A 24,682-nucleotide genomic window follows, 5' to 3' on the forward strand; every position below is an offset into this window, starting at 1 on the left:
CCGGACTCCTCAATAGATTTCGAACAAGCCCGCGGCACCCATGCCGCCGGCAATGCACATCGTGACCACGGCGTACTTCGCGCCACGGCGCTTGCCTTCGATGAGCATGTGGCCCGTCAGGCGCGCGCCGGTCATGCCGAAGGGGTGGCCGATGGAGATGGCGCCGCCGTTCACGTTCAGGCGTTCGGACGGAATGCCCAGCTTGTCCTGGCAGTAGATCGACTGCGAGGCGAAGGCTTCGTTGAGTTCCCACAGGTCGATGTCCTGAACCTTCAGGCCGTGGCGCGCGAGCAGCTTGGGAATCGCGAAGACCGGGCCAATGCCCATTTCGTCGGGCTCGCAACCGGCCAGCGCGAGGCCACGGAAGGCGCCCAGCGGCTTGATGTTGGCGCGCTCTGCGTCCTTGGCTTCCATCAGCACGCAGGCCGAGGCGCCATCGGACAGTTGCGATGCGTTGCCGGCGGTGACGAACTTGTCGTCGCCCATCACCGGCTTGAGCTTGGCAAGCGCCTCGTAGGTGGTGCCGCGGCGGTTGCAGTTGTCTTCCGTGGCGGTGACTTCACGGTAGGTGACTTCCTTGGTCTCCTTGTCGGTCACGGCCATCGTGGTGGTGCAGGCGACGATCTCGTCCTTGTAGCGGCCGGCGATCTGCGCTTCTTCGGTCTTGCGCTGGCTTTCGGCGGAGAAGCGGTCCTGTGCCTCGCGGCTGATGTTGTAGCGCTTGGCGACGACGTCGGCCGTGTCGATCATCGCCATGTACAGCTCGGGCTTGTGCGCGAGGATCCACGGGTCCAGGCTGAGGTCGCCGCCGTCACCGGGGCTGCGGCCGCGGATCTGCGAGATGCTTTCGACGCCGCCCGCGATCATGGCCGGCGCGCCGTCCACCACGATGCGGCCGGCGGCCATGGCAATGGCCTGCAGGCCCGAGGCGCAGAAGCGGTTCACCGTGGTGCCGGCAATGCTGATCGGCAGGCCTGAACGGATGATGGCCTGGCGCGCGATGTTGCGGCCGGTGGTGCCTTCGGGGTAGCCGCAGCCGAGGATCGCGTCCTCGATCAGTGCCGCATCGAGGCCCGAGCGTTCGACCGCGGCCTTCACCGCGAACGAGGCCAGCGTGGCGCCGGAGGTGATGTTGAATTCGCCGCGGTGCGCCTTGGTGAGCGGGGTGCGGGCGGTGGAAACGATGACGGCTTCACGCATGGGATGACTCCTTGATGGACGGGCCCGGACGGACTCGGATGAATTACTCGGATTGATTGAGGCTGGCGAAATCGGCACCGCGCTCGACCAGTTCGACCAGCAGCGGCGAAGGCTTCCAGAAGATCGGGTCTTGCTTGGCGAATTCGCGGATGTCGGCCAGCACCTTCGGCAGGCCCACCGTGTCGGCGTACTTCATCGGGCCGCCGCGATGGCGCGGGAAGCCGTAGCCGTAGAGGAAGGTCACGTCCACGTCGAGCGGGCGCAGCGCGATGCGCTGAAGCACGACGTTGGCGCCTTCGTTGACCATCGCGGCCATGTAGCGGCGCATGATTTCTTCTTCGGTGAAGCTGCGCGGCGTGATGCCGGCGCGCACGCGCTCGGCGTCGATGATCGCCAGCACTTCGGGGTCGGGCACGCCGGTGCGCGCGCCTTCGGGGTACAGGTAGTAGCCGCGCTGCGTCTTCTGGCCGAACCAGCCGCGCTCGCAGATGCGGTCGGCCACTTGCACATAGCGGGCCTGCGGGTCGCGCGTGGCGGCCTTGCGCTTGCGCGTGGCCCAGCCGATGTCGCCACCGGCCAGGTCCGACACCTGGAACGGACCCATCGGGTAGCCGAAGTTGCGCACGGCTGCGTCGATGTCGTAGGGCGAGGCGCCGTCTTCCATCATGTGGTCGGCGGCCTGGCGGTACACGGCCAGGATGCGGTTGCCGATGAAGCCGTCGCACACGCCGGCGCGCACGGGCACCTTCTTGAGCTTCTTCGCCAGCTCGAAGCCGGTGGCGACCACGTCGGCGCTGACCTTGGCGGGCACCACGATCTCGAGCAGCTTCATGATGTTGGCCGGCGAGAAGAAGTGCAGGCCCACCACGTCCTGCGGACGCGAGATGCTGGCCGCGATCTCGTCGATGTCCAGGTACGAGGTGTTGGTGGCGAGCACCGAGCCCTTCTTGCACACGCGGTCGAGTTCGGCGAACACGGCCTTCTTGACGGCCATGTCCTCGAACACGGCCTCGACCACGATGTCGACTTGCGCGAGCGCGTCGTAGCTGGTGGAGCCCGAGAAGCGCGCCATGACGGCGGCCTTGGCCTCGGGCGTCATGCGGCCCTTCTTGATGAGGCCGTCGTACACCTTCTCCACATTGGCGCGGCCGCGCGCGAGCTGGGTGTCGTCGCGCTCGATCATGGTCACGGGCATGCCCGCATCGAGCATGGCCACCGCGATGCCAGCGCCCATGGTGCCGCCGCCGACGATGCCGGCCGCTTCGAGCGGACGCGGGCTGGCGGAGCGGGTCTCGGGCGCCTTCAGCACTTCGCGCTCGGCGAAGAAGGCGTGGATCAGGCCGGCGCGCTGCGGGCTGTCGATGCACTGCAGGAACAGCTTGCGCTCCAGCGCCATGCCTTCGTCGAAGGGCAGCGTGAGCGCGCCTTCGACGGCTTCGATGATCTTCATCGGCGAGAACAGGCCGCGGCTCTTCTTGGCGGTGTCGGCGCGCGCGGCTTCGACAGCGGCACGGCTGGCTTCGACATCGGCCAGCGCGGTGGCTTCGCGCGTGCGGCGCACCGGCGCCTTGGCGGCGGCCAGCTCCTGTGCGTAGGCGATGCCTTCGGCCAGCGCGTCGGCACCGGAGCCCAGCCGGTCGATGAGTCCGAGCGACAGCGCTTCCTTGGCGCCCGCGTGGCGACCGCTGAGCATCAGGTCGAGTGCGGCCTTCACGCCGATCAGGCGCGGTGCGCGCTGCGTGCCGCCCGAGCCGGGCAACAGGCCGAGCGCCACTTCGGGCAGGCCCAGCTTGGCGGAGGGCACAGCCAGGCGGTAGTGCGCCGACAGCGCCACTTCGAGACCGCCGCCGAGCGCGGCGCCGTGGATCGCGGCGACGACCGGCTTGGCGCAGTTCTCGATCTTCAGGCACACCTCGGGCAGCGAGGGCTGCTGCGGCGTCTTGCCGAATTCGCGGATGTCCGCGCCGGCGATGAAGTTGCGGCCCGCGCCGACGATCAGCACCGCAGCGGCGCCGCTGTCGGCCTCGGCCGCCTCGATGGCGGCCACGAGGCCGCGACGCACATCCACGCCCAGGGCGTTGACGGGCGGGTTGTCGATGGTCACCACGAACACGTCGCCAAGACGCTCGAAGGTGACGGGACCGGAAGACGTGGAAAGGCTGGGAGTTGTGGTGGCCATGTGCTTGTCTCTTGCGTTGGCGGGCCCTGCGGATGCGGATGCAAGGCGAGGGGCCCGAGGCTCTGGGGGTGAACCCAGCATTCTTGGCCCGCATCGCGGCTTTGACAATTGCATAGGCGGTTGACAGACTGTCAAAGAATTTTTGACACAATCAGGCGCATGGACCTGCAATCGCTGACCCTGCTGGTCGAAATCCTCGACGCCGGCAACCTGAGCGCGGCGGCTCGCCGGCTCAAGATGAGCCGCGCCAACGTCAGCTATCACCTGAACCAGCTCGAGCGCTCGGTGGGCGCGCAACTGGTGCGGCGCACCACCCGGCGCGCCGAGCCCACCGAAATCGGCCTGCGCCTGTACCAGCACGGCGTGGCCATCCAGACCGAGCTGCTGGCTGCCCGCGAATCGGTCACCACGCTGGGGCAGAGCCTGCAGGGCCGCGTGCGCCTGAGCGTGCCCAGCGGCTACGGGCAACTGGTCATGGCCGACTGGCTGATCGACTTCAAGCGCCAGTACCCCGGCATCGTGCTCGACGTGGTGTTCGAGAACCGCATCGAAGACCTGTTGCGCGACGAGGTCGACATCGCCATCCGCGTGGTGCCCGAGCCGCCGCAGAACCTGGTCGCGCGCGACTTGGGGCCGGTGCGCTACGTGGCGTGCGCTTCAACCGACTACGCGCAGAAGAACCCGCTGCCCGTGCAGCTCGACGAACTGCAGGGCGCGCCGGTGGTCACGGCCGCCGTCATCGGCCGGCAACTGCGCGTGTCGGCCTACCAGGGCGAGACGCGGCGCGAGGTGATCCTGGAGCCGACGCTGATCTCGGAAAACTTTTTGTTCCTGCGCCAGGCCATCCTGGCCGGCCTGGGCATCGGCCTCGTGCCCGACTACGTGGTGCAGGAAGACGTGCGCAAGGGCGACGTGGTGACCACGCTCGACGACTGGCGCCTGTCCATCTTCGGCACGCAGATGTTCATGCTCTACATGCCGAACCGCCAGCACACGCGGGCGATCCGGACATTCATCGATTTCATTCTGGAGCGGGTGCGGGCGCCCGACTGAGCGCCTGCCACCCGCCCGCCGGTCAGGGCACCGTCCGGAAGGTGGTCCGCTGCGAGGTGCCCTGGCCCGTGGTCACGAGCAGACGGCCCTGAATGGCCGCCATGCCCGGCGCATCGCCAGAGCTGCCGAAGCGCGGGCGTTCGAGCTGCCAGTTGGCCAGGTCGGTGGTCGACACGGCGTTCTGGTTCGGTTTGCCAAAGGTGGCGTCGGAGGTCGGGCTGATGAACAGCCGCCCGTTGAGCACCGCGCACTGCGTGCTGCCTTTGGGGAAGGTCGCCGGGAAACCGCTGGCCAGGGTCCAGTTGGTGCCGTCGGCAGACGTGGCCACCTGGTCGCCCACCAGCAGCAGCGAGCCCTGCCAGCTCAGCGCGCAGGTGGGGTTGCCGAGGGCCGCGGGCAGGCCGTCTGCTGCCTTCACCCAATTGATGCCGTCGTCGGTGGACTTCCATACGTCGCGCACGGCGCCGGCGGCGGTGCGTCCACCCGCCACGTACAGCGTGGCGCCGACCTTGGCCATCACATGAGCTTCGCGGCCGGGGAACTGGGCGGCCGTTGCCCGTGCCTGCCAGTCGGTGCCATCGAACTTCCAGACGTGGTTCTTGTAGTCGCCCAGGGGCTTCCCGTACAAGCCGACGGTCTGGCCGCCACTGAGGTAGACCGCGACGTCATCGCTGGCCAGGGCGAAACTCCTGGTCGATGGTGCCAGCGCAGTCGTTGTCGTCACCTTGGTCCAGCTGCTGCCGATATCGGCAGAGGTCCACGTGTCCATGTTGCCGTCATAGAAGTTGGCCGACACCACGACGGGCTTGCCATCGCGATAGCTGAGCGCGAAGTTGTCCGTGAAGCCCGGTGTCGTCTGCGCCGCTTCCCAGGCCGAGTAGTGCAGCGTGGCGGGGTCGATCACCGTGATCTTGTAGGGCAACTGCCACGGCGAGCCTTCGACGGGCTGGGCGCAGGTCAGCGGGTTGGTGTCGTAGCAGACCCGCACCTCGAAGTTGCCGGTGTAGGTGCCTGCGGCCAGCGACGGATTGGTGTTCAGGGTGGCGGCATATTGCAAGCCGCTGCTCGTGATCTTGACGTTGGTGGTGATCACGCCCTTGGTGTCGATGATGCCGACGCTCACAGGGACCGAGATGACCTTGGTCGACGTCGCAGTGACGGAAAAAGTCTGGGGCGTGTTGGGGAACAGCGTGAGTTCGACCGGCGACGGGTTGAACGTGAGCCACGCACCGGCGGTATTGACGGGCGGCGCGGTGCCGGTCGGGGGCAGCAGCCCCGGAAAACCTCCGCCACCTCCGCCGCCACCACCACCACCGCACGAAGCGATCAAAGAGGACAGAACGAGCACGCCCAACGAGGCGACACAGCGCTTCATTTTTTCTACCTTTGCAAGATGGATCAGTTCCGGAAGCCGGCCACTGACCAACCTCCTCCCGTGCAGCAGAAACATGCCCGCACGTTGGTGGTTGTGCGGGAAACAGCAGATTCCGTGCATCCCCTCAGATGCATGAAATCGACGGCCAAGGGCCGCGCTACATGTTGATACAGCGGCGAAATCCTATCCAGCCGGTGGGGGAAAGACAAGGGCCGAAGCCCTTGGCGGACCGCCTCCGTGGTGCCGGCCTATGCGAGCCGACGCTCCTGAGCCGTTGTCTCGTAGTGGCTCGCCTTGTCCACATACATCGCCCGATCGGCCCGCTGCAGCGCCGCCTCCAGCGGCTCGCCCGCGTGGCAGGTCGCCAGGCCGATGGCCAGGCTCAATGCATGGCCGCTCTGCCCCGCATGGAACTGGTTGTTCAGCTCCAGCAGCGCCAGGATGCGCTCGCGCATGGCTTCGGCGCCGCGCTCGTCGGTCATGGGCAGCAGCACCGCGAACTCGTCGCCGCCGATGCGCGCGGGCCAGGACGGCGGGTCGACCGCCTTGCCGAGCACCTCGCCCATGCGGCGCAGCAATGAATCGCCGGCGGCGTGGCCTTCGTGGTCGTTGAGCTGCTTCAGTCCGTTGAGGTCGATCACCACGATCGACACCGGCCAAGGCCCCTTGCGCGACAGCCGGTTGAGCTCTTCGGTGTAGTAGGTGCGGTTGCACAACTGCGTGAGCACGTCGTGCTTGCCCAGGTATTCGAGGTACGCCTCGGCCTTCTTGCGCGCAGTGATGTCGACCAGCGACACCAGCACCAGATCCCAGGTGTCCTGCCTGTCTTCTTGCACCGCGAACTGCATGTGGATATTGAGGACCTCGCCCGACAGCGAATAGTTGAGCACCTCGCGGTGCTGCACGGTCTTGCCGTTCCACAGGTCCTGCAGCTGCTCGGCGAACGATTCGCGCATCTCGTCGCGGAAGATGCGCGAGATGCTGCCCAGAAGCGTCGTCAGGTCGGGCGCGCCGAACATGCGCAGCGTTTCGTGATTCACATCGATGACGCGAATCTCCTGCATGCAGCGGGTGACGAACTCCGGGTGCACCTTGATGAAGGTGGCGAAGTCGGTGATGCCGCGCGCGCGAATGCTTTCGAGCAGGTCGCGCACGGCGCTGAAGTCCTCCACCCACAGCGAGACGGGCGAGCGGTCGAACAGGCTGCGTGCGTACTGCTCGCTCTCGTCGCGCCGGCGCTGCGCGGCCACGCGCTCGGTGACGTCGTCGAGCGACACCAGCACGCGGTCCCAGGTGGCCTCGTGGCCGGGTAGCACGCGGGCGCGCACGCGCACGTTGAGCCGCCGCCCGTCGAGTGCGTAGTTGACGGTTTCGCTCTCGAAGCTGAGCTGGCCGCGCCAGAGCTGGTCGAGTTCGTGGACCACGGTGGCCGACATGTCGTCGCGGAACACGCTGCCCAGTGCGCCCAGCAGCGCTTCCTGGCTGTCGGCGGCAAAGAGCCGCAGCGTGTGCTGGTTCACGCGCAGCACCTTGAGCCGTGCCATGCAGTCGCGCACGCGCTGCGGATCTTCGGACAGGTGGGCGACCAGGTCGGTCACGCCCTGCGCGCGCCAGCCGTCGAGCATGCGCCGCAGTTCGCTGTAGTCCTCCAGCCAGAGGGAGACGGGCGCCAGGTCGAACATGGCGTCAAGGTCGGTGGACGGGGAAACGTCGGACGCGGCGGCGGACAGAACCATCGAGGGAGCTTTCGGAAAAGCGGCGGCAGCCACTGCGGACGGACGCCAGAAAACTGAAGTATTAATTATTACCCGCGAGCATGACGATGCCGCGCGGAAACGCTGTATCAGCGGCTGTAAAGGCCCACCACGCTCTGTCCGCCCAGCGCATGGCCCTTGAGCGCGGCCAGCAGCGCGTCGCGCGACAGGCCGGCCGGCAGTGCGCCCGGCGCGAGGTCGGACGCGACCACCGTCAGGGTGTAGTGGTGGGGCTGGTCGCCCACCGGCGGGCACATGCCGCGGTACGCGGTGGCGCCGGCGACGTTCGGGCCCATCGTGAAGTCGGCGCCGGGCTGTGCTTCGCCTGCCTTGAGCTGGCCGCGCTCGGCCGCGATGTTGTAGGCCACCCAGTGCGACACGCCCAGGCCGGCCGCGCCATCGGGGTCGGACAGCAGCACGGCCACCGACTTCGCCTTGGCCGGCAGGTTGCTCCAGGCCACCGGCAGCGAGACGTTCTTGCCGCCGCAGTCGCCCACGCCGCCATGGTCGGCCGGAATGACGCCGTTATCGGCAAAGGCGCTGGACGTGACCTTCAGGCCCGTGGGGGCCTTGCCGCCTGTGGTGGCGGGTTGCATGGCGGTGCAGCCGGCCATCAGGCCGGTGAAGGCGAGGGCGGCGATCGAGAGGGTGCCGGGGCGAAAGCGGCGCATGGTGTTTCTCCTGGAGGGGGGTGTCTTCATTCGGGGCGCGGGCTGGCGGCATCGCCCAGCCACACGCTGCCATCGGCTGCTTCGTGCACGGCCAGCGGGCTCAGGCGCGCGCCGCGGCAAGGGCCGCCGACGCATTTGCCCGTGTGGGGCTCGAAGATCGCGCCGTGCCGCGCGCACATCAGGAAGCGGCCCGAGCTTTCGAGGACCTGGCCCTCGAAGTCGAGCGGCCCGCCCGCGTGCGGGCACTGATTCAGGTAGCCGTACACGCCGCCGTTCCAGCGCACCGCGAAGGCCTGCGCGCCATCCGGCGCGTTGAACAGGGCGGCCAGGCCGCCTTCGGCAAGGCTGGTGGAGATCATCTGGCGCTGCGCCGCGTTCGTGTCTGTGGATGGGGAGGCGAGGGCGGCGGATTCGGTCATGAGGGGCAGAGCGTAGCCAAGGTACAGGCACTGCGCAACGCGGTGGCGCCACAGTGCGCCGCTAGACTGGGTCGGAAATCATCAGGATCAGGGAGAGGCCATCACCATGACGACACGTTGGAGTCGAGGGGCTGTTATCTCGCGGATCTCGCGGTACAGCGAGCCGCGCTGCCGATGGCGCAAGGCCGCGTGGCTAGCGCTCTTCGGTGCGTGTGCTTCCTGCGAGGCGGCCGATGCGCTGGAGACGCAGGGCGTGGAAGGCACCGATCCGCCTGTGATCGGCTGGCAGGTGCGGCCATCCATCGAACTGGGCGGCCAGGTCGCCGGCGAACGCCGGCTGTTCTGGAACCTGTCGGACGTGGTCGCCCGGGAGGCGGGTTTCAACAACGACCGGCACTGGTGGGAGTTCTACGTCAAGCCCTCGGTTGCGCTGACCTACGCGTGGGGCGGGGGCAAGCAGTTCTATTCGCGCCTGTCGGCCGTGGGCTCGGGCACGGCGCGGCGCGACGCCTTCGATGCGGGCAACACCGGTCGGCTGACGCTTGAAGAGGGCGTGATCGGTGTGCGGCTGCCCATCGGGGACGGCGACACCCTGCTCGATCTCTCGGCGGGCCCGCAGACCTATTCGCTGGGCACCGGCATGCTCATCTCGAACGGCGGATCGAACGGCTTTTCGCGCGGCGCGCTGAAGCTGGGGCCGCGCAAGGCTTTTCAGAACACGGCCATCGCCCGCCTGTCCTCGGGGCCGTGGAAGGCCGAGGCCTTCTACCTCGACCCGAACGAAAACCCGGACAGCAATTCGCACACGCAACTGGCTGGCGCAGCGTTGATCTACCGCCCCGCGCCCGACCGCCAGATCGGTCTGTCCTACGGCGGCGTGACCCATTCCACGGCCCCCTATCCGCAGGCCGCGCTCGGCGGCATCGGGCCGCCGGAGATCATTTCCGATGCCCGCAACGGCCTGCGCTTCGTGTACGGCTTCATGCGCATGCCGGTGCTCGAAGGCACGGTGCCGCAAGCCTGGGTGGGGGCGGACCTGGCCCGCGAGTGGAACGCGCGCTATCCCATGCGGGCCTGGGGCGGCCGCGTCGAATTCGGCTTCGGCATGCCCACGTTGCCCGGCACGCCGAAGGTCACGCTGGGCTACCAGAGCTTTTCGGGCGACAACCCCACCACCGGCCGCCAGGAGCGCTTCGATCCGCTGTACTACGAAGGCAGCCCCGGCGACTGGGCCACCGGCAGCAAGTCGTCGATGGTGTTCATCAACACCAACGTCAACGCACTGCAGGCGGCCATCGAATTCCAGCTCTCGAAGCAGGACGTGCTCACGGTGTACCTGGCCCACGTGCGTGCCAACCGGCTGGGCAGCCCGTTGCAGTTCGGCCAGGCCACGCGCGTCGTTTCGGTGGCCGGCGCGCCGGCCGTGATCTCGGGCGTCACCAACGCGCATCTGTCGAACGACCTGTTCTTCAAGTACACGCGGGCGATCAATCGCCACACCTACCTCACGGCGGGCTACAGCGCGTCCTTCCCGGGCGCGGGCATCGACAGCCTGGTCGGGCGCAAGGCGCCGACGTGGACAGGGTGGTTCGCCAACATGGTGCTGGTGTACTGAGCACCCCCATCCCGGCTACGCCATCCGGCGGATGGACGCGGCAACGCCTGCTTTTCACAATTCAGCGGCTCGCATTCCGGAGCTTTCGCTTCCATGCGCCGAAAGGGAGCATGCCGATGATCACGCTGAAACAGGGTTGGCGCGGTGCCGATGTCCGCCGGTTGCAGGAGGCACTGAACCGCAAGCTGCTGCCCAGCCCCGGGCTCGTCACCGATGGCGACTACGGGCCGCGCACCCGCGCGGCCGTGCTGCGCCTTCAGGCCGCGCACTGGCTGGTGGAAGACGGGGAGGCCGGCCCCTGCACGCAGAACGTCGCGTTCGACGGCGAAGGCGATGCGCCGATCCTGCATCCGGTCGCGCTGATCCCGCCGCCCGCCGCCGCGCTGTGCTGGGCCGCCGGCGTCGCGATGATGACGCGCTCCAACGTGCAGGCGGTGGTGGCGCGCACGCCAGCCGAGCTGGTCGCGGCCGATGGCGGGCTGCAGGATTTCGTCGACACGCACGATGCGGGCATGAAAGTCGGCCAGCGTTTCGCGGCCGCGCACGGCCTGGCGGTGCGCCCTCCGGCGCCCTGGTCCTTGAAAGCGCTGCGCGCCGCGCTGCACAACGGCCCGCTGATGTTCGACATGCTCTGGGGCGCCAAGGGCTATGCGGGCGGCGCCGGCCGGCCGGGCCACATGGTCGTCATCGCAGGCATTCGCGGCGACAACGACCCGAGCGGGCGCGGCACCACGCTGCGCATCCTCGATCCGTGGCCGCCGAACAAGGGCGCGCGCTGCTCGGTCAACCTCTGCAAGTGGCTGCAGGTCGCCAGCTTGCGCACCTGCCGGGTGTTCCAGAAATAAAAAGAGAATTCACCGATTCCCGCGAACCGTTCGGCGGGTTCGCTGCCTCTTGGTGTCCGAGGGTCTTCCTCGCACACCAACGGATCGAAGGAATCGCCATGTTCTACGTCAAGAATGTCCCGGGCTGGGAGCGCGTGCTGCGCATCGTCATGGGCCTGGTCGGCCTGGTTTTCGCGGCCATGAACTGGGGCACGGCCGGCCTCGCGGTCGGTGTCGGGCTTGCGGGCGCCATGCTGGCCGTCACGGGCCTGTTCGGCTTCTGCCCGATGTGCGCGATGGTCGGGCGCGAGCTCGACAAGGGGCGCTGAATCGTGGCCGCCGGGATCGACCGCACCGACCTGATCCACGCCGCGCAGACCGGCGATCCCGCGGCCATCGCAGGGCTGCTGGCGGTGTGCCAGGCCGACGCGCGACGCTACGCCCACAGGCACTGCCAGGCCAGCGACATCGACGACGCCGTGCAGGAGTCATTGATGATCATCATGCGCAAGGTGCACGGCCTGAAGGCGGCCGCGGCCTTTTCGTCGTGGCTGTTCACCGTCATCAAGCGCGAATGCCTGAAGCTGCAGCGCGCGATGTTCAAGCACGACCCGCTGGACGACGACGTGGCCGAGCGGCAACTGGCCAGCCGCACCGACAACGCATTGCGGCTGGACCTGACCCATGCGCTGGAGTCGCTGCCCGCACACTACCTGGAGGTGGTGCTGCTGCGCGATTTCGAGGAACTCACCATCGCCGAAATTGCCGAGCGCCTGGGCGAGCCGAGCGGCGCCATCAAGAGCCGGCTGCACCGCGCACGCACGCTGGTGCGCGAATACCTGCTGGGGGGCGATGCGACAATCGCCCCGCCATGACAGACACCCTCACGATCACCCGCCCCGACGACTGGCATTTGCATGTGCGCGATGGCGCCGCGCTCGAAGCCGTCGTGCCCCACAGCGCGCGCCAGTTCGGCCGCGCGCTGATCATGCCGAACCTGCGTCCCCCCGTGACCACCGCCGCGCAGGCGCTGGCGTATCGCGACCGCATCCGCGCCGCCGTGCCCGAAGGCGTGGCCTTCGAGCCGGTGATGTCGCTCTACCTGACCGACAAGCTGCCGCCCGAAGAGATCGCGCTGGCCGCCGAAGCCGGCGTGCGTGCGCTCAAGCTCTACCCGGCCGGCGCCACCACCAACAGCGATGCCGGCGTGACCGACATCCGCCACACCTACAAGACGCTCGAAGCCATGCAAAAGCACGGCCTGCTGCTGCTGGTGCACGGCGAGGTGACCGACCCCGCCATCGACCTGTTCGACCGCGAAGCCGTGTTCGTCGACCGCGTGATGATTCCGCTGCGCCGCGACTTCCCCGAGCTGAAGGTGGTGTTCGAGCACCTGACCACCAAAGAGGGCGCGCATTACGTGCGCGATGCCGGCCGCTTCACGGCAGCCACCATTACCGCGCACCATCTGCTCTACAACCGCAACGCGATCTTCACGGGTGGCATTCGCCCGCACTACTACTGCCTGCCGGTGCTCAAGCGCGAAACGCACCGCGTGGCGCTGGTCGAGGCGGCCACCAGCGGCAGCGACCGCTTCTTCCTGGGCACCGACAGCGCGCCGCATCCGGCGCACCTGAAGGAACACGCACTCGGCTGCGCCGGCTGCTACACCGCGCTGACCGCCATCGAGCTGTATGCCGAAGCCTTCGACAACGTGAACGCGCTCGACAAGCTCGAAGGCTTTGCCAGCTTCCACGGCCCCGACTTCTACGACCTGCCGCGCCACACCGACACCATCACGCTCCAACGCGAAAGCTGGACCGTGCCCGAGACCGTGCCCTACGGCGAGGCCACGCTCAAGCCCTTGCGCGGCGGCGAAACCATGAACTGGAAACTCGCATGACCCCGATGACGCCGCGCGTGATGTTGCTGATCGATGCCGACAACGTCTCGGCCGATGTGATCGAGCAGGCCGTGCAGCGCACGATGGAGGACTACGGCGCCATCCACGTGCGCCGCGCGTATTGCAACGCCGAGATGGCGGTCAACCGGCAGGCGATGTTCAAGCGGCTGTCGGTGCGGCCGATGGTGAATCTCTCGGCCGGCAAGAACAGCACCGACATCGCGCTCGCGGTCGATGCCATCGACCTCGTGATCGCCGAGCGGCCTGACGTGGTGGTGTTGGTGTCTTCCGACTCCGACTTCGCGCCGCTCGTGGTGCGGCTGCGCGAGAAGGGCTGCCGCGTCTGCGGCATCGGCCAGCAGGGCAAGACGGGTGAAGAGACCATCGGCGTCTACGACGCGTTCATGGACCTGGCGCATCACGGCGTGAAGCCCGCAGCGCGCACCGCCCCGGCGAAGAAGGTGGCGGCCAAGTCGGCGCCTGCGAAGACCACGCGCGCAAGGAGCAGTGCCGCGGCGTCCGCGCCAGTTGGAGCAGCACCTGCGCCTGTGGCAAAGAAGGCCGCGACCAAGACCGCCGCCAGGAAGACGGCAAAAGCCGCCAAGCCCGCGCAGCAGCAACAAGCGCCAAAGCCCCAGACCTCCGAAGCCGCCGAGTTCATCCTGCAGGCGGTTCCCGCCTTGCGCAGCGGCAACGACGTGCCGCTCAACGATGTGGCGCAGGCCTTGCGCGCGGCCGGCCTGCTCGGCAAGCACGGCAGTTCGCTCAAGCTGTTCGACAAGCTCACGGCGGAATTCGTGGTGCTGCAGCATCCCGACCGCATCCGCTGGACGGGGGCGTTCGCGCCTTGACCCTGCCGGCGGTCGATTGGGCGCAGCCCTGGCTTGCGCCCTATCGCGCCCATGGCGAAGCGGTGGCGCGGGCCGCTGCACAACACACATCGGTGGCCGCCGCGCTGCAGGCCATCAAGCCCGCGCCGGTGCCCGACTTCGTGCACCAGGACGCGCTGCCTGCGGGGCAAGCGTATGAAGCGCACATCTTCCAGACCCGCTCGGTGCCCACGCGCGACAACCTGCACGACTTCTTCAACGGACTCGTCTGGCTGGCCTTTCCACAATCAAAGCGCCGCCTGAACGAACTGCAGGCCGCCGAGATTGCACGCATGGGTGTCGCGGCGGTGCGCGGGCCGTTGCGCGATGCGCTCACGTTGTTCGACGAGAACGGTGCTGTGCTCGATGCGCCGCCCGCGTTGTGGCGTGCACTGGTTGAGCGCGACTGGCACACGCTGTTCGTCACTCAGCGCGAACTGTGGGCCGAAGCACGGCTGCTGCTGTTCGGCCACGCGTTGCTCGAAAAGCTCGTGACGCCGCGCAAACCGATCACCGCGCATGTGCTGTTGACGCACGACGCCACGGGGGCGATGGCGTTCGACGATGCATTGCTTGTGCAAAATTTCGATGCCAAGCGGCTTGAGATGAAGCCTTTCGTTCCTCTTCCGGTGCTTGGCGTGCCTGGGTGGTGCGCTGAAAATACTTCGGCGTCTTTCTATGCCGATCCGTATGTTTTCAGGGGCTTGTCGCGTTAGCTCTTGCTGCTGTTCTTCAGGGCGAGTGCGAATGACACCAGGTGCTCCCCTCCGCGAATGTCCCCCGCTTCGCTCCTCCTTTATTTCGCTGCGGGGAGCACCTGGCGTCATTCGCACAGGGGCACGCTGCTGGTGCATCGCCGATCAACCACCGCTCTGCCCAACGCTCGCGTCGATACGGTGCTCTTTTTCGCGAAATAAAGGAGGAGCGAAGCGGGGGACATTCGCGAAAAAGAGCACCGTGTCGGCGTGAGCGTCGCCCTGAACAGCAGCAGCGCCCCAAACGGCAAGGCACCCGAATCACGCAAGCACAATGCAGCGATTCAAAAAAAGATCCACATCAGAGGAAATGTAATAACAACATGGACACCGTCATCATCGTTCTCAAGGTCGGGCTGATCCTCTACGCGATCTACAGCGTCATCGTCTATGCGGCACGCCGCTCCGGCAACCGCAGCGCCTTCAAGGACTTCCATACCGCACCTGTGCTGCGTCGCATCACCGACGAAGAGAAGTCCGCGCTCCAGCCCTTCCTGATCGGCCAGGGCCTCACGGCCGATGACGACGTGCGTGAACTCACCGGTTTCTTCGTGCGCCATGGGCTGCAGTCGCAGGGCTCCTCGACCGAACACGACACCATTGGCGCCGTCGACGTGCTGCTGCCCTACGACGCCATCGACTACATCGAGTCGCACAACGAAGCGCTGGTGGTGCTCAGCAAGAAATGCGCAGTGGTGATTCGCCTGAACAGCTTCGACCTGCTCGAAGGCCGCCAGCGCGCGCAGCGCCAGCAGGCGCAAGACACGCAATGGAAGCGCGGCGACATCGGCGCGCTGCCGAACATCGAAGAGCCCACCGAAGGCCTCGACCCGATCGCGCCCGTCGCGGCTTCGGAAGCCGCATCCGTTGCGACAGACCCGAACGCGCGTTTCCAGCGCGGCGAGGTCGACATCCTCAGCCAGCGTACCGAAACGCCGGATGAAGTTGCGAGCCGGGTGGGCCGTGGCCAAGGCTGGACTTCGGCCTTTGTCTGGCTGCTCGCCTTCATCCTGTTGTGGCTCGCCACCTGGGACGCTACCCGTGGCGTGCATGTCTATCTGCTGGGCGCGGGGCTGCTCGCGGGCCTCTGTGCGGCGTGGCTCTTTCTGCGTAAGCCATCGAACATGGCGCCGGTGCGCCAGCCGCAGCCGGTCAACCGCGTGCGCGGCATGCTCAACCAGATCGCGGTGGTCAACGCCAGCAATGCGTCGATCAAGCGGGTGGGGCTCTTCATCGGCGACAAGCTCAGCTTCGTGCTGCCTTCGGCCTGGAGCAGCGCAAAGGACATGCCGTACGGCGAGGTGATCGAGGCCGAGCTGCGCACCAGCGACTACAGCGCGGTGAGCTTTGGCGACAAGTGGTCGGTGGCCGACGAATGGCGGCGCTTCAAGCCCGTGTTCTGGGGGCGCCATCTGCTGCATCTGTTGATCGGCCTGCTGGCCGTGGTCGCGCTGGCTCTCTCGTCGCCCGATCTGCGCGGCGAGATGGCGCTGGTTGTGCAATGGTTCTCGCACGACAAGAACCCCGAGTACACCGACGCACGGCAACTGGCTGACAACCCGCCGAAGTGGGCCAGCTACGCGAGCGTGAAGGGCGAAGGCCGTTGCGAGATGGATCTGAGCCACAAGGGCGACGACAACCGCGTGCTGCCCATGATCGATTGCACGACCGTGCGCTGGAACGGCAGCGCCCCCACCGTTCCCGAGCTGAAGATTCCCGAGAGCATCCAGGCGCTGGCCAGCCGCGACTTCATCCGCGCGTCGGAGAACGGCATGGCCGCCAGCCTGATCGAGATGCTGCGCATGCAGATGGGGCAGGCGCCCGATCCGCTGTCGGCCTACCGCTCGCGCGAGAACATGCCGATGATCGTGCGCCACTTCGACCGCTCCGTCGCCCTCATCGAAGCCGCCTGCAAGGACGGCGAGGGCCTTGCGCCCGGCGATTGCGGCGCCCTGCAGCGCGCTGTGGTGAATGCAGCCGAAGCGACCGTGGAAAAGGACGGCACCGACACATCGATTCACAACTGGAAGGAGCTGGCCGCCAGCGCGCAGCCCGGCAAGGAAAACGCCGACCTCGTGGTGTCGCGCAGCCAGCTCGGGTCGATGCAGCGCGCCGCCCGCCAGGCGGTCGACAGCTTCGTCGCGACGCGGATCGAGGCTGCCATTCCTTCCATTGTTCCGGCCAAGGGCGGCGTGGTGCTGGCGTCCACCGCACCGATCGGCGCAGTGCAGCGCAAAGCGGGTGACGGTGACAGCACCGAGGTCGCCGAAGCCTCCGATGCCGACGCGGCCATTGCCATTGCCGATGAAGACAGCGACGCTTCCTTGCTCGGCCGCTGGGCCCGCCTGCAGCGCAACGCCGCGCCCGAAGGCGTGAAGCCCTTCGCGCTCGCGGGCCTTGTCACGGCACGCGGCACCGACGAAGCGGGTGCGCCCATCCTGCGCATCGACCCCAGCCTCGACCCGGCGCAGGCCGCCTCCGCCGGCGCGCATGCGCTGTGGTGGCTGTTCGCGGTGGGCCTGCTGCTGGTGAACGGCGTGCTGTTCGTGCTGCGCCTGACGCAGAGCCTGCGCCGTGGCACGCGGCTGCGGGCCGACATCCAGAGCCGCCCCGCACCGGGCGTGACAGGCCTGTTCTGAAACAGGGAATACGGCGGCGCTAGAACTTTTGCTCCTATCATGGCTCTACCGGATGCCGCCATTCGGTAGCGCCCCAGAACGCACAACAACACACACAGGGCCTCCAGGCGGTGCATCGCTTGAAGTAGGCCCGCGGGCCCTCATCTGGGCTGCAGTGTTCCCCACGGAGAATTCAACTTGAAACGTATCCTTCTGTTCGTCCTGACCAACGTGATGGTCGTTGCTGTGCTCGGCATCGTCGCGAGCCTGCTCGGCGTCAACCGTTTCCTCACGAGCAACGGGCTCAACCTGTCGGCGCTGCTCGGCTTCGCGCTGATCATGGGCTTCGGCGGCGCCTTCATCTCGCTGCTCATCAGCAAGCCCATGGCCAAGTGGACGGCCGGCCTGCGCATGATCGACAACCCCCAGTCGCCCGACGAGGCCTGGATCGTCGCCACCGTGCGCAAGTTCGCCGACAAGGCCGGCATCGGCATGCCCGAGGTCGCGATCTTCGAGGGCGAGCCCAATGCCTTCGCCACCGGTGCGTTCAAGAACTCGTCGCTGGTGGCCGTGTCCACCGGCCTGCTGCAAGGCATGACGCGCGAGGAAGTCGAAGCCGTGATCGGCCACGAGGTGGCCCACATCGCCAACGGCGACATGGTCACGATGACGCTGATCCAGGGCGTGATGAACACCTTCGTCGTGTTCCTCTCGCGCGTGATCGGCTATGCGGTCGACAGCTTCCTGCGCCGCGGCGACGACCGTTCGTCGGGCCCCGGCATCGGCTACTACGTGAGCACCATCGTGCTCGACATCGTGCTGGGCTTTGCCGCGGCGATGGTGGTGGCCTGGTTTTCGCGCCACCGCGAGTTCCGCGCCGACGCCGGTGCGGCCGCGCTGATGGGCCAGAAGCAGCCGATGATCAACGCGCTCGCCCGCCTGGGCGGCCTGCCGGCCGGCCAACTGCCCAAGGCCGTTGAAGCCATGGGCATCACGGGCAGCATCGGCAAGCTGTTTGCCACGCACCCGCCGATCGAAGAGCGCATTGCGGCGCTGCAAAACGCGCAACGCTGAGCGATCCCGCTCTGGCGGACATGAAAAAGCCGGCGCATGCGCCGGCTTTTTCGTGGGCGATTCGCCCGGTGTCCGTCAGGACGCAGCCGCGTCGCTGCTTGCGCCTGCTTCTTCGCTGGCGCCCGTTGCTGCCACCGCTGCTGCAGCAGCAACAGCCGTGGCCGCCGCATCGGCGGCCACCTGATCGCGTCGCACGCGTTCCAACGTGTGCGCCACTTCTTCCGGGTCCATCCCGTACATCTCGGCGAACTCGGCCTCGCTGCGCCCGCTGGCCGTGAAGGCGCGGAACAGCGCCTCGCGCTTGGCGACCTGGCGGCCCAGTTCGGTCACGGCTTCGTCGAGCAGGGCGTTGTTGGTTTCGTCCTGCGTGCGCACGCGTTCGGCATAGGCGTCGCGGCCCAGGCCCGAGGCTTCGATGGCCGCGATGATGCGCGTCACCACATGGGGGCGCAGGTCTTCGTTCGAGCGGGCCTGGCGGCGCTTGAACACTTCGAGGATGGCGTGATGCACATGCTCGGGTGCCACGGGCTCTACCGGCACGCCCTGCAGGTCGTGGCGTTGATGGCCGGCGGCCACTGCTTCGAGGTAGCGGGTGGAGCGGGCGTGCAGGCCCAGCGCGACCTTCAGGTCTTCCTTCTTGAAGTCGTCGGGATGCTGTGCCAGCAGGTCCTGGTACACACCGAGCTTGAGCGGAAGGAAGTGCGCGCCGAACATCTTCGGGTACAGCGCGAACAGCTTCTCGAGCGCAGGGTGGACCTTGCGCGACGGGCGTTGTTGCTGCTGTTGTCCCTGCGGCTGCTTGGCCTTCTGCTGCTGGCGTTGCTGGCCGTTGCGCGGCGCGCGGCCCTTGCCGCCGCGCGGCTGTTGTTGCTGCTGCTGCTCTTGCTGTTGCGGTGCAGTGCTGCCCGTGTCTTCCGTGACTTCGCGGACTTCCTGGGTTTCTTGGGGCGTGGCGGTATCGGTCATCGATCGGAGTGTGTCAGGTTGGCGGCAAGCAAAAAAAGGAGGGGTTCCGGCGCTCAGCGCGGGCGGAACATCTTGAACATATTGTCGGGGCTGATCTCGAAGTAGTCGGCCGGGCCGCCGCCGCGCAGGATGGGTTGCGCAGCGGCAGTGTCGTAGATGCCGTCTTTCAGCAGGTGGCGTGCGATGTGCACGCCCACCACTTCACCGAGGATCAGCCAGGTTTGCACGGGTGCGCCGTCGAGGCCCTCGAGCTGCAGCAGCTGTGTCAGCCGGCACTCGAAGGACACCGGGCTCTGGGCCACGCGCGGGACTGCGATGCGCTGCGACGCCACGGGCGTGAGGCCCGCAAGCTCGAACTCGTTCACCTCGGGCGGCACGGCCGCGCACGACCGGTTCATCTGTTCGGCCAGCGGGCGCGTGGCCAGGTTCCAGCCGAACTCCCGCGTCTGGCGGATGTTGTGCAGGCTGTCCTTCGCGCCGATGCTGGCGAAGCCGACGATCGGCGGCGTGTAGTTGAAGGCGTTGAAAAAGCTGTAGGGCGCCAGGTTGAGCACGCCGTGCGCGTCCTGCGACGAGATCCAGCCGATCGGCCGCGGCCCGACCATCGCATTGAACGGGTCATGCGGCAGGCCGTGGCCCTTGGCGGGCTCGTAGAAGTGGAAGTCGGTGGTGGTGTCGGACATGGGGTGGTGAGCATGCGCCTTCGCGTCAGTGCTTGTCGTCCTCTTTCACTGCATGGCGACGGGTGCTGGTTTTCCAGCGGCCGTTCACGAGCCGGCCTTCGGTGACGTCCATGTGCTCGCCATCGGCCGTCATCGCTTCTTCCCGGGTGAAGACCTTCTGCAGGCCGACTTTGGGAACCACCGCGTACTGGGTGGTCAGGTGCCAGCAGCAGCCGGACTTCTCAAGGGTTTCGAGGCGCTTGCGTCGGTGGTCGACCTGGAACATGCCCAGTGTCGACGTGGCCAGCCCGGTCAGCTCCGCGCTCGGCACGAAGGCCTTGCGCGTGCGGTTGTAGACGTACACGTCGTACGACGGGCCGCCGTAGCTGCTGTTGTTGCCGTTGCGGATCGCCAGGTCGTCCTGCCCGTCGAAGTTGAAGTCGTCGACGATCAGCGCGCTCTGGTCGCTGTAGAGCTGCGTGACGTTGACGGCCGGGCGGCCTTTCTTGTCCAGCAGGATGCTCATGTCGTCGCTCTGGAAGCGCTGGACCGTGGCCCGCGTCTTCGCGTCGATCAGCTCGATGGTGGCCGGGCCCGAACACTGGCCGTCGTCGCAGTGGGCGACGACGATGCGCGCGGCGTAGGCCGGCGACAGCTTCGGAATGACGAACTCGGCGGCCATGGCAAGGCCCGGGCCGAGCAGCGCCGCGAGCAGGAGCGCGTGGCGCGTCTTCATCCGGCGTTGGCGGCGGTGCGCGTGGCTTGCCGTCCGATCAGCAAGCGGAACGGCAGCAGCATCAGCACGCCGACACCGAGCTTCACGCCGAGGTCGCCCAGCGCCCAGGTGAGCCACGGGCCGTCGGTGCCCGCGAAGGCGATGCCCCAGAACACGATGCTGTCGAGCACGGCCGCGATCACGGTGGCGACCAGCGGCGCACGCCACCAGAGGCCACGGCGCAGGCGGTCGAACACGCCGATGTTGAGCAGTTGCGAGGCGATGAAGGCCAGCCCGGAAGCAGCCGCGATGCGCGCCGGTGCGAGCAGCAGCGACACCACCACGGCCACCGCAAAGCCTACCCACGCGACGCGCCGCGCCATGCCGGGACCGAAGCGCCGGTTGACGAGGTCGCTCACGAGGTAGGCCACCGGGTAGGTGAAGGCGCCCCAGGTCAGCCAGTCGTTGATGGCGAACTGCACGAGGATGTTGGACGCCAGCACCACGGCCGCCATTGCCAGTGTGGCAATGGTGAGCTGGCCGGCGGTGGGGCGCGCGAAATGCAGTGCAGAAGAAGTCGTCATGGTCTGCTTCAGGCGGTGCGTGCCTGTTCAGCTTCGGCCAGCACGCCATGCGCCACGGCCTCGGCCACCTTGATGCCGTCGACGCCGGCCGAGAGAATGCCGCCCGCGTAGCTCGCGCCTTCGCCGGCGGGGTACAGGCCGCGCACGTTGAGGCTCTGGAAGTCGTCGCCGCGCGTGATGCGGATGGGCGACGAGGTGCGCGTTTCAACGCCTGTGAGCACGGCGTCGTGCAGGTCGAAGCCCTTGATCTTGCGGCCGAAGGCGGGGAAGGCCTCGCGCATGGCCTCGATGGCATAGGCGGGCAGGGCCTGGTGCAGATCGGTCGGCGTCACGCCGGGCTTGTACGACGGCGTCACGCTGCCGAGGGCGGTCGATGGCTTGCCGGCGATGAAGTCGCCGACGAGCTGGCCGGGTGCGTGGTAGTTGCTGCCGCCCAGCACATAGGCGTTGGATTCGAGCTGGCGCTGAAGTGCGATGCCCGCGAGCGCGTCGCCAGTGGCATTGGATTCCCATCCTGGGAAGTCCTTCGGGTCGATGCCCACCACGATGCCCGCATTGGCGTTGCGCTCGTTGCGCGAATACTGGCTCATGCCATTGGTGACCACGCGTCCCGGCTCGCTGGTGGCTGCGACCACGGTGCCGCCGGGGCACATGCAAAAGCTGTAGACCGAGCGGCCGTTGCTCGCGTGGTGCACCAGCTTGTAGTCGGCCGCGCCCAGCAGCGGGTGGCCCGCATGGCGGCCCCAGCGCGCGCGGTCGATCAGGCCCTGCGGGTGCTCCACGCGAAAGCCGATGGAAAAGGGCTTGGCCTCGATGTGCACGCCGCGCGCATGCAGCATCTCGAAGGTGTCGCGCGAACTGTGGCCCAGCGCCATCACGACGTGGTCGGCGCGCAGATCGCTGCTGGTGCCGGTGGTCTGGTCGAGCACCGTGAGGCCACGCAGGTGTTTGCCGGTGGGGCCGTCTTCGATGTGCACGTCGGTCACGCGCTGCTCGAAACGGATCTCGCCGCCGAGCGCCACGATCTGCTCGCGGATGTTCTCGACCACCTTCACCAGCTTGAAGGTGCCGATGTGCGGATGCGCGACGTACAGGATTTCAGGCGGTGCGCCGGCCTTCACGAACTCTTCCATCACCTTGCGGCCGAGGAAGCGCGGGTCCTTGATCTGGCTGTAGAGCTTGCCGTCCGAGAAGGTGCCGGCGCCGCCTTCGCCGAACTGCACGTTCGACTCGGGGTTGAGCACGCTCTTGCGCCACAGGCCCCAGGTGTCGCGGGTGCGCTGGCGCACGGTCTTGCCGCGTTCGAGCACGATGGGTTTGAACCCCATCTTCGCCAGCATCAGCGCCGCGAAGATGCCGCAGGGGCCGAAGCCGATCACCACCGGCCGCGCCGTGCCTTCGGCTGCATTGGCCGGCGGCACATAGACCATGTTCGGCGCGGGCTGGATGTGCGGATGGCCGGCGTGCTTGGCGAGCAGCGCGGCTTCGAGCGCGGCATCGGCCAACTGCACGTCGCAGATGTAGACCGTGAGCAGGTCGACCTTGCGCGCGTCGAAGCTGCGCTTGAAGACGGTGTGGGAGGCGATCGCGTCGAGCGGGACGTCCAGCGTCCTGGCGATCAGTGCGGCCAGCGCCTCGGGGGCGTGGTCCAGGGGGAGTTTGAGTTCAGAGATTCGCAACATGTCGGTGGCTTGTGGTTATCAAGCAGACCGGGGATTTTACGCGCCGTGGCGCTATGAAAGAGATAGCTGGCGCGTCGCCGGAAATCAGGCCGGAAGGAAGCCTTCGACCGACAGATAGCGCTCGCCGGTGTCGTAGTTGAAGCCCAGCACCACCGCGTCGGGTGCCAGCGAGGGCAGCTTCTGCGCGATGGCCGCGAGCGTGGCGCCCGACGAAATGCCGACCAGCATGCCTTCCTCGCGCGCGCAGCGGCGGGCCATTTCGCGGGCCGGTTCGGCGTCGACCTGCAGCACGCCGTCGAGCAGCGAGGTGTCCAGGTTCTTCGGAATGAAGCCCGCGCCGATGCCCTGGATCGGGTGCGGTGCCGGCGCGCCGCCCGAGATCACCGGCGAAGCGACGGGCTCGACCGCGAAGACCTGCAGCTTCGGCCACTTCTTCTTGAGCACTCGCGCCACGCCCGTGATGTGGCCACCGGTGCCCACGCCGGTGATCAGCACGTCGATGCCGTCGGGGAAGTCGGCCGCGATTTCCTCGGCCGTGGTGCGCACGTGCACGTCGATATTGGCCGGGTTGTTGAACTGCTGCGGCATCCACGCACCGGGCGTGCCGGCGACGATTTCCTCGGCGCGGGCGATGGAAGCTTTCATGCCACCGGCGCGCGGTGTCAGGTCGAAGGTGGCGCCGTAGGCCAGCATCAGGCGGCGGCGCTCGATCGACATGCTGTCGGGCATCACCAGGATCAGTTTGTAGCCCTTGACGGCCGCCACCATGGCCAGGCCGATGCCGGTGTTGCCCGACGTGGGCTCGACGATGGTGCCGCCGGGCTTGAGCGCGCCGCTCTTCTCGGCGTCTTCCACCATCGACAGCGCGATGCGGTCCTTGATCGAGCCGCCCGGGTTGGCGCGCTCGGACTTGATCCAGACCTGCTGCTTCGCATTGCCGAACAGGCGGTTGATGCGGATGTGCGGCGTGTTGCCGATGGTCTGGAGGATGTTCTGGGCCTTCATGGAGTCTCCTTGGGTCAATGCGTTTGTCGGACGGACAGCGCGCATTGTGAGACTTGCCCGCGACCCTTATGCCGACCCGGGCGAGAACTTCATCGCCACGCCGTTCATGCAGTAGCGCAGCCCGGTGGGCTTGGGGCCGTCGTCGAACACATGGCCCAGGTGGCCGCCGCAGCGGCGGCAGTGCACTTCGGTGCGGGTCATGCCGAAGGTCGTGTCCTGGTGCTCGCCCACGGCGTTGTCCAGCGGCTGCCAGAAGCTGGGCCAGCCGGTCTTGCTGTCGAACTTGGTCTTGGATGAGAACAGGTCGAGCGCGCAACCTGCACAGCTGAAACGGCCGGCACGGTGCTCGTCGTTGAGCGGGCTCGTGTAGGGCCGCTCGGTGCCTTCCTGCCGCAGCACCGCGAACTGGTTGGCGTCGAGCAGCTTGCGCCACTCCGCCTCGGTGTGCGCGACCTCGAATTTCGCGGTTTCCGCCGCTTGCGCCGGCCGCACGCCCCAACCGAAGGCGTGGGCGATGGCCAGCCCCAGGGTCGAGGTTCCGGCCGCGATGGCAAGGCGGCGTCCAGTGTTGTGTGTCATGACGGGTCTCCGGCAGGGGTTGGGCGGAATATCGCTTTCGATATGCTCATGTGAATACAACGATGTACATTCGCCCGTTGATTGCAAGAGGGCATTCAAGGGCCGACGGCGACGTTGCCTCCCTTAGTTCGGACGAACGAGGTGCCGGGTTACAGCGGACGGAACGACATTCGCTATGTC

Annotated in this window: 23 protein-coding genes; 10 read left to right on the forward strand and 13 right to left on the reverse strand. The window is 67.4% G+C overall.

What is annotated here, in order from left to right:
- Nucleotides 1-9: 9 nt before the first annotated feature.
- Both H7F35_RS16340 and H7F35_RS16345 read right to left on the reverse strand, forming a co-directional pair.
- A complete protein-coding gene (locus H7F35_RS16340; protein WP_187113857.1) occupies nucleotides 10-1,200 on the reverse strand; it encodes an acetyl-CoA C-acyltransferase in 1,191 nt (396 codons plus the stop codon).
- Nucleotides 1,201-1,243: 43 nt separating this feature from the next.
- On the reverse strand, nucleotides 1,244-3,379 hold the full coding sequence (locus H7F35_RS16345) for a 3-hydroxyacyl-CoA dehydrogenase NAD-binding domain-containing protein (RefSeq protein ID WP_187113858.1): 2,136 nt from the start codon (nucleotides 3,377-3,379) through the stop codon (nucleotides 1,244-1,246).
- 159 nt (nucleotides 3,380-3,538) lie between these two features.
- Between H7F35_RS16345 and H7F35_RS16350 the strand changes: the two genes are divergently transcribed.
- Nucleotides 3,539-4,432: a LysR family transcriptional regulator gene (locus tag H7F35_RS16350; RefSeq protein ID WP_187113859.1), complete on the forward strand. Its 894-nt coding sequence runs from the start codon at nucleotides 3,539-3,541 to the stop codon at nucleotides 4,430-4,432.
- A 22-nt stretch (nucleotides 4,433-4,454) separates the two neighbouring features.
- Here H7F35_RS16350 and H7F35_RS16355 read toward each other — a convergent pair whose 3' ends face one another.
- The 4 genes from H7F35_RS16355 to H7F35_RS16370 all read right to left on the reverse strand — a co-directional run bounded on the left by H7F35_RS16355 (nucleotide 4,455) and on the right by H7F35_RS16370 (nucleotide 8,651).
- Nucleotides 4,455-5,807: a sialidase family protein gene (locus tag H7F35_RS16355; RefSeq protein WP_187113860.1), complete on the reverse strand. Its 1,353-nt coding sequence runs from the start codon at nucleotides 5,805-5,807 to the stop codon at nucleotides 4,455-4,457.
- A gap of 248 nt (nucleotides 5,808-6,055) precedes the next feature.
- On the reverse strand, nucleotides 6,056-7,543 hold the full coding sequence (locus H7F35_RS16360) for a sensor domain-containing diguanylate cyclase (protein WP_187113861.1): 1,488 nt from the start codon (nucleotides 7,541-7,543) through the stop codon (nucleotides 6,056-6,058).
- A 107-nt stretch (nucleotides 7,544-7,650) separates the two neighbouring features.
- Entirely contained in the window at nucleotides 7,651-8,232 is a 582-nt protein-coding gene (locus H7F35_RS16365) for a YbhB/YbcL family Raf kinase inhibitor-like protein (protein WP_261803649.1), read from the reverse strand.
- Nucleotides 8,233-8,258: 26 nt separating this feature from the next.
- On the reverse strand, nucleotides 8,259-8,651 hold the full coding sequence (locus tag H7F35_RS16370; RefSeq protein ID WP_261803650.1) for a Rieske (2Fe-2S) protein: 393 nt from the start codon (nucleotides 8,649-8,651) through the stop codon (nucleotides 8,259-8,261).
- A 106-nt stretch (nucleotides 8,652-8,757) separates the two neighbouring features.
- Here H7F35_RS16370 and H7F35_RS16375 point away from each other — a divergent pair, with 106 nt between their 5' ends.
- The 9 genes from H7F35_RS16375 to htpX all read left to right on the forward strand — a co-directional run bounded on the left by H7F35_RS16375 (nucleotide 8,758) and on the right by htpX (nucleotide 18,309).
- On the forward strand, nucleotides 8,758-10,266 hold the full coding sequence (locus tag H7F35_RS16375) for an alginate export family protein (RefSeq protein ID WP_187113862.1): 1,509 nt from the start codon (nucleotides 8,758-8,760) through the stop codon (nucleotides 10,264-10,266).
- 116 nt (nucleotides 10,267-10,382) lie between these two features.
- Entirely contained in the window at nucleotides 10,383-11,111 is a 729-nt protein-coding gene (locus tag H7F35_RS16380; RefSeq protein WP_187113863.1) for a papain-like cysteine protease family protein, read from the forward strand.
- 98 nt (nucleotides 11,112-11,209) lie between these two features.
- Nucleotides 11,210-11,419, forward strand: coding sequence for a DUF2892 domain-containing protein (locus H7F35_RS16385; protein WP_187113864.1), 210 nt, complete (start codon nucleotides 11,210-11,212; stop codon nucleotides 11,417-11,419).
- Nucleotides 11,420-11,965 (forward strand): RNA polymerase sigma factor, encoded by a 546-nt coding sequence (locus tag H7F35_RS16390; RefSeq protein WP_187114301.1) that lies wholly within the window; start codon nucleotides 11,420-11,422, stop codon nucleotides 11,963-11,965.
- A complete protein-coding gene (gene pyrC / locus H7F35_RS16395; protein ID WP_187113865.1) occupies nucleotides 11,962-12,993 on the forward strand; it encodes a dihydroorotase in 1,032 nt (343 codons plus the stop codon). The genes H7F35_RS16390 and pyrC overlap by 4 nt, the downstream gene beginning before the upstream one ends.
- Nucleotides 12,990-13,844, forward strand: a complete 855-nt coding sequence (locus H7F35_RS16400) for an NYN domain-containing protein (RefSeq protein ID WP_261803651.1) — start codon at nucleotides 12,990-12,992, stop codon at nucleotides 13,842-13,844. Before pyrC ends, H7F35_RS16400 begins: the two co-directional genes overlap by 4 nt.
- Nucleotides 13,841-14,578 (forward strand): DUF3025 domain-containing protein, encoded by a 738-nt coding sequence (locus H7F35_RS16405; RefSeq protein ID WP_187113866.1) that lies wholly within the window; start codon nucleotides 13,841-13,843, stop codon nucleotides 14,576-14,578. The genes H7F35_RS16400 and H7F35_RS16405 overlap by 4 nt, the downstream gene beginning before the upstream one ends.
- 362 nt (nucleotides 14,579-14,940) lie before the next feature.
- Entirely contained in the window at nucleotides 14,941-17,256 is a 2,316-nt protein-coding gene (locus H7F35_RS16410) for an IgaA/UmoB family intracellular growth attenuator (protein ID WP_187113867.1), read from the forward strand.
- A gap of 177 nt (nucleotides 17,257-17,433) precedes the next feature.
- The gene (gene htpX / locus H7F35_RS16415) at nucleotides 17,434-18,309 is read left to right on the forward strand and encodes a protease HtpX (protein ID WP_187113868.1); all 876 of its coding nucleotides are present in this window, start codon (nucleotides 17,434-17,436) and stop codon (nucleotides 18,307-18,309) included.
- Between the two features lie 75 nt (nucleotides 18,310-18,384).
- Here the strand turns inward: htpX and H7F35_RS16420 are convergent, their stop codons facing one another.
- The 7 genes from H7F35_RS16420 to msrB form a co-directional block, all read right to left on the reverse strand.
- A complete protein-coding gene (locus tag H7F35_RS16420) occupies nucleotides 18,385-19,275 on the reverse strand; it encodes a ProQ/FINO family protein (protein ID WP_187113869.1) in 891 nt (296 codons plus the stop codon).
- A gap of 53 nt (nucleotides 19,276-19,328) precedes the next feature.
- Nucleotides 19,329-19,958, reverse strand: coding sequence for a flavin reductase family protein (locus H7F35_RS16425; protein WP_187113870.1), 630 nt, complete (start codon nucleotides 19,956-19,958; stop codon nucleotides 19,329-19,331).
- Nucleotides 19,959-19,983: 25 nt separating this feature from the next.
- Complete coding sequence (locus H7F35_RS16430) at nucleotides 19,984-20,673, reverse strand: FG-GAP repeat protein (protein WP_187113871.1); 690 nt, start codon at nucleotides 20,671-20,673, stop codon at nucleotides 19,984-19,986.
- Entirely contained in the window at nucleotides 20,670-21,167 is a 498-nt protein-coding gene (locus H7F35_RS16435; protein ID WP_261803689.1) for a VUT family protein, read from the reverse strand. The genes H7F35_RS16430 and H7F35_RS16435 overlap by 4 nt, the downstream gene beginning before the upstream one ends.
- A gap of 77 nt (nucleotides 21,168-21,244) precedes the next feature.
- On the reverse strand, nucleotides 21,245-22,918 hold the full coding sequence (locus tag H7F35_RS16440) for an NAD(P)/FAD-dependent oxidoreductase (protein WP_187113873.1): 1,674 nt from the start codon (nucleotides 22,916-22,918) through the stop codon (nucleotides 21,245-21,247).
- Nucleotides 22,919-23,002: 84 nt separating this feature from the next.
- Complete coding sequence (gene cysK / locus H7F35_RS16445) at nucleotides 23,003-23,923, reverse strand: cysteine synthase A (protein WP_187113874.1); 921 nt, start codon at nucleotides 23,921-23,923, stop codon at nucleotides 23,003-23,005.
- A gap of 66 nt (nucleotides 23,924-23,989) precedes the next feature.
- Complete coding sequence (gene msrB, locus H7F35_RS16450) at nucleotides 23,990-24,502, reverse strand: peptide-methionine (R)-S-oxide reductase MsrB (RefSeq protein ID WP_187113875.1); 513 nt, start codon at nucleotides 24,500-24,502, stop codon at nucleotides 23,990-23,992.
- Nucleotides 24,503-24,682: the final 180 nt, after the last annotated feature.

Origin of the sequence: Variovorax sp. PAMC26660 (assembly GCF_014302995.1) — a bacterium.
Taxonomy (GTDB): domain Bacteria; phylum Pseudomonadota; class Gammaproteobacteria; order Burkholderiales; family Burkholderiaceae_C; genus Variovorax.

What these genes read in the sequence shown, in the direction of transcription:
- H7F35_RS16340 (WP_187113857.1), bottom strand. Translation starts at nt 1,200, where the DNA reads ATGCGTGAAGCCGTCATCGTTTCCACCGCCCGCACCCCGCTCACCAAG.
- H7F35_RS16365 (WP_261803649.1), bottom strand. Translation starts at nt 8,232, where the DNA reads ATGCGCCGCTTTCGCCCCGGCACCCTCTCGATCGCCGCCCTCGCCTTC.
- H7F35_RS16430 (WP_187113871.1), bottom strand. Translation starts at nt 20,673, where the DNA reads ATGAAGACGCGCCACGCGCTCCTGCTCGCGGCGCTGCTCGGCCCGGGC.
- H7F35_RS16380 (WP_187113863.1), top strand. Translation starts at nt 10,383, where the DNA reads ATGATCACGCTGAAACAGGGTTGGCGCGGTGCCGATGTCCGCCGGTTG.
- H7F35_RS16440 (WP_187113873.1), bottom strand. Translation starts at nt 22,918, where the DNA reads ATGTTGCGAATCTCTGAACTCAAACTCCCCCTGGACCACGCCCCCGAG.
- H7F35_RS16400 (WP_261803651.1), top strand. Translation starts at nt 12,990, where the DNA reads ATGACCCCGATGACGCCGCGCGTGATGTTGCTGATCGATGCCGACAAC.
- H7F35_RS16360 (WP_187113861.1), bottom strand. Translation starts at nt 7,543, where the DNA reads ATGGTTCTGTCCGCCGCCGCGTCCGACGTTTCCCCGTCCACCGACCTT.
- H7F35_RS16420 (WP_187113869.1), bottom strand. Translation starts at nt 19,275, where the DNA reads ATGACCGATACCGCCACGCCCCAAGAAACCCAGGAAGTCCGCGAAGTC.
- H7F35_RS16350 (WP_187113859.1), top strand. Translation starts at nt 3,539, where the DNA reads ATGGACCTGCAATCGCTGACCCTGCTGGTCGAAATCCTCGACGCCGGC.
- H7F35_RS16355 (WP_187113860.1), bottom strand. Translation starts at nt 5,807, where the DNA reads ATGAAGCGCTGTGTCGCCTCGTTGGGCGTGCTCGTTCTGTCCTCTTTG.
- H7F35_RS16425 (WP_187113870.1), bottom strand. Translation starts at nt 19,958, where the DNA reads ATGTCCGACACCACCACCGACTTCCACTTCTACGAGCCCGCCAAGGGC.
- H7F35_RS16385 (WP_187113864.1), top strand. Translation starts at nt 11,210, where the DNA reads ATGTTCTACGTCAAGAATGTCCCGGGCTGGGAGCGCGTGCTGCGCATC.
- cysK (WP_187113874.1), bottom strand. Translation starts at nt 23,923, where the DNA reads ATGAAGGCCCAGAACATCCTCCAGACCATCGGCAACACGCCGCACATC.
- msrB (WP_187113875.1), bottom strand. Translation starts at nt 24,502, where the DNA reads ATGACACACAACACTGGACGCCGCCTTGCCATCGCGGCCGGAACCTCG.
- H7F35_RS16370 (WP_261803650.1), bottom strand. Translation starts at nt 8,651, where the DNA reads ATGACCGAATCCGCCGCCCTCGCCTCCCCATCCACAGACACGAACGCG.
- H7F35_RS16375 (WP_187113862.1), top strand. Translation starts at nt 8,758, where the DNA reads ATGACGACACGTTGGAGTCGAGGGGCTGTTATCTCGCGGATCTCGCGG.
- H7F35_RS16345 (WP_187113858.1), bottom strand. Translation starts at nt 3,379, where the DNA reads ATGGCCACCACAACTCCCAGCCTTTCCACGTCTTCCGGTCCCGTCACC.
- pyrC (WP_187113865.1), top strand. Translation starts at nt 11,962, where the DNA reads ATGACAGACACCCTCACGATCACCCGCCCCGACGACTGGCATTTGCAT.
- H7F35_RS16435 (WP_261803689.1), bottom strand. Translation starts at nt 21,167, where the DNA reads ATGGCGGCCGTGGTGCTGGCGTCCAACATCCTCGTGCAGTTCGCCATC.
- H7F35_RS16410 (WP_187113867.1), top strand. Translation starts at nt 14,941, where the DNA reads ATGGACACCGTCATCATCGTTCTCAAGGTCGGGCTGATCCTCTACGCG.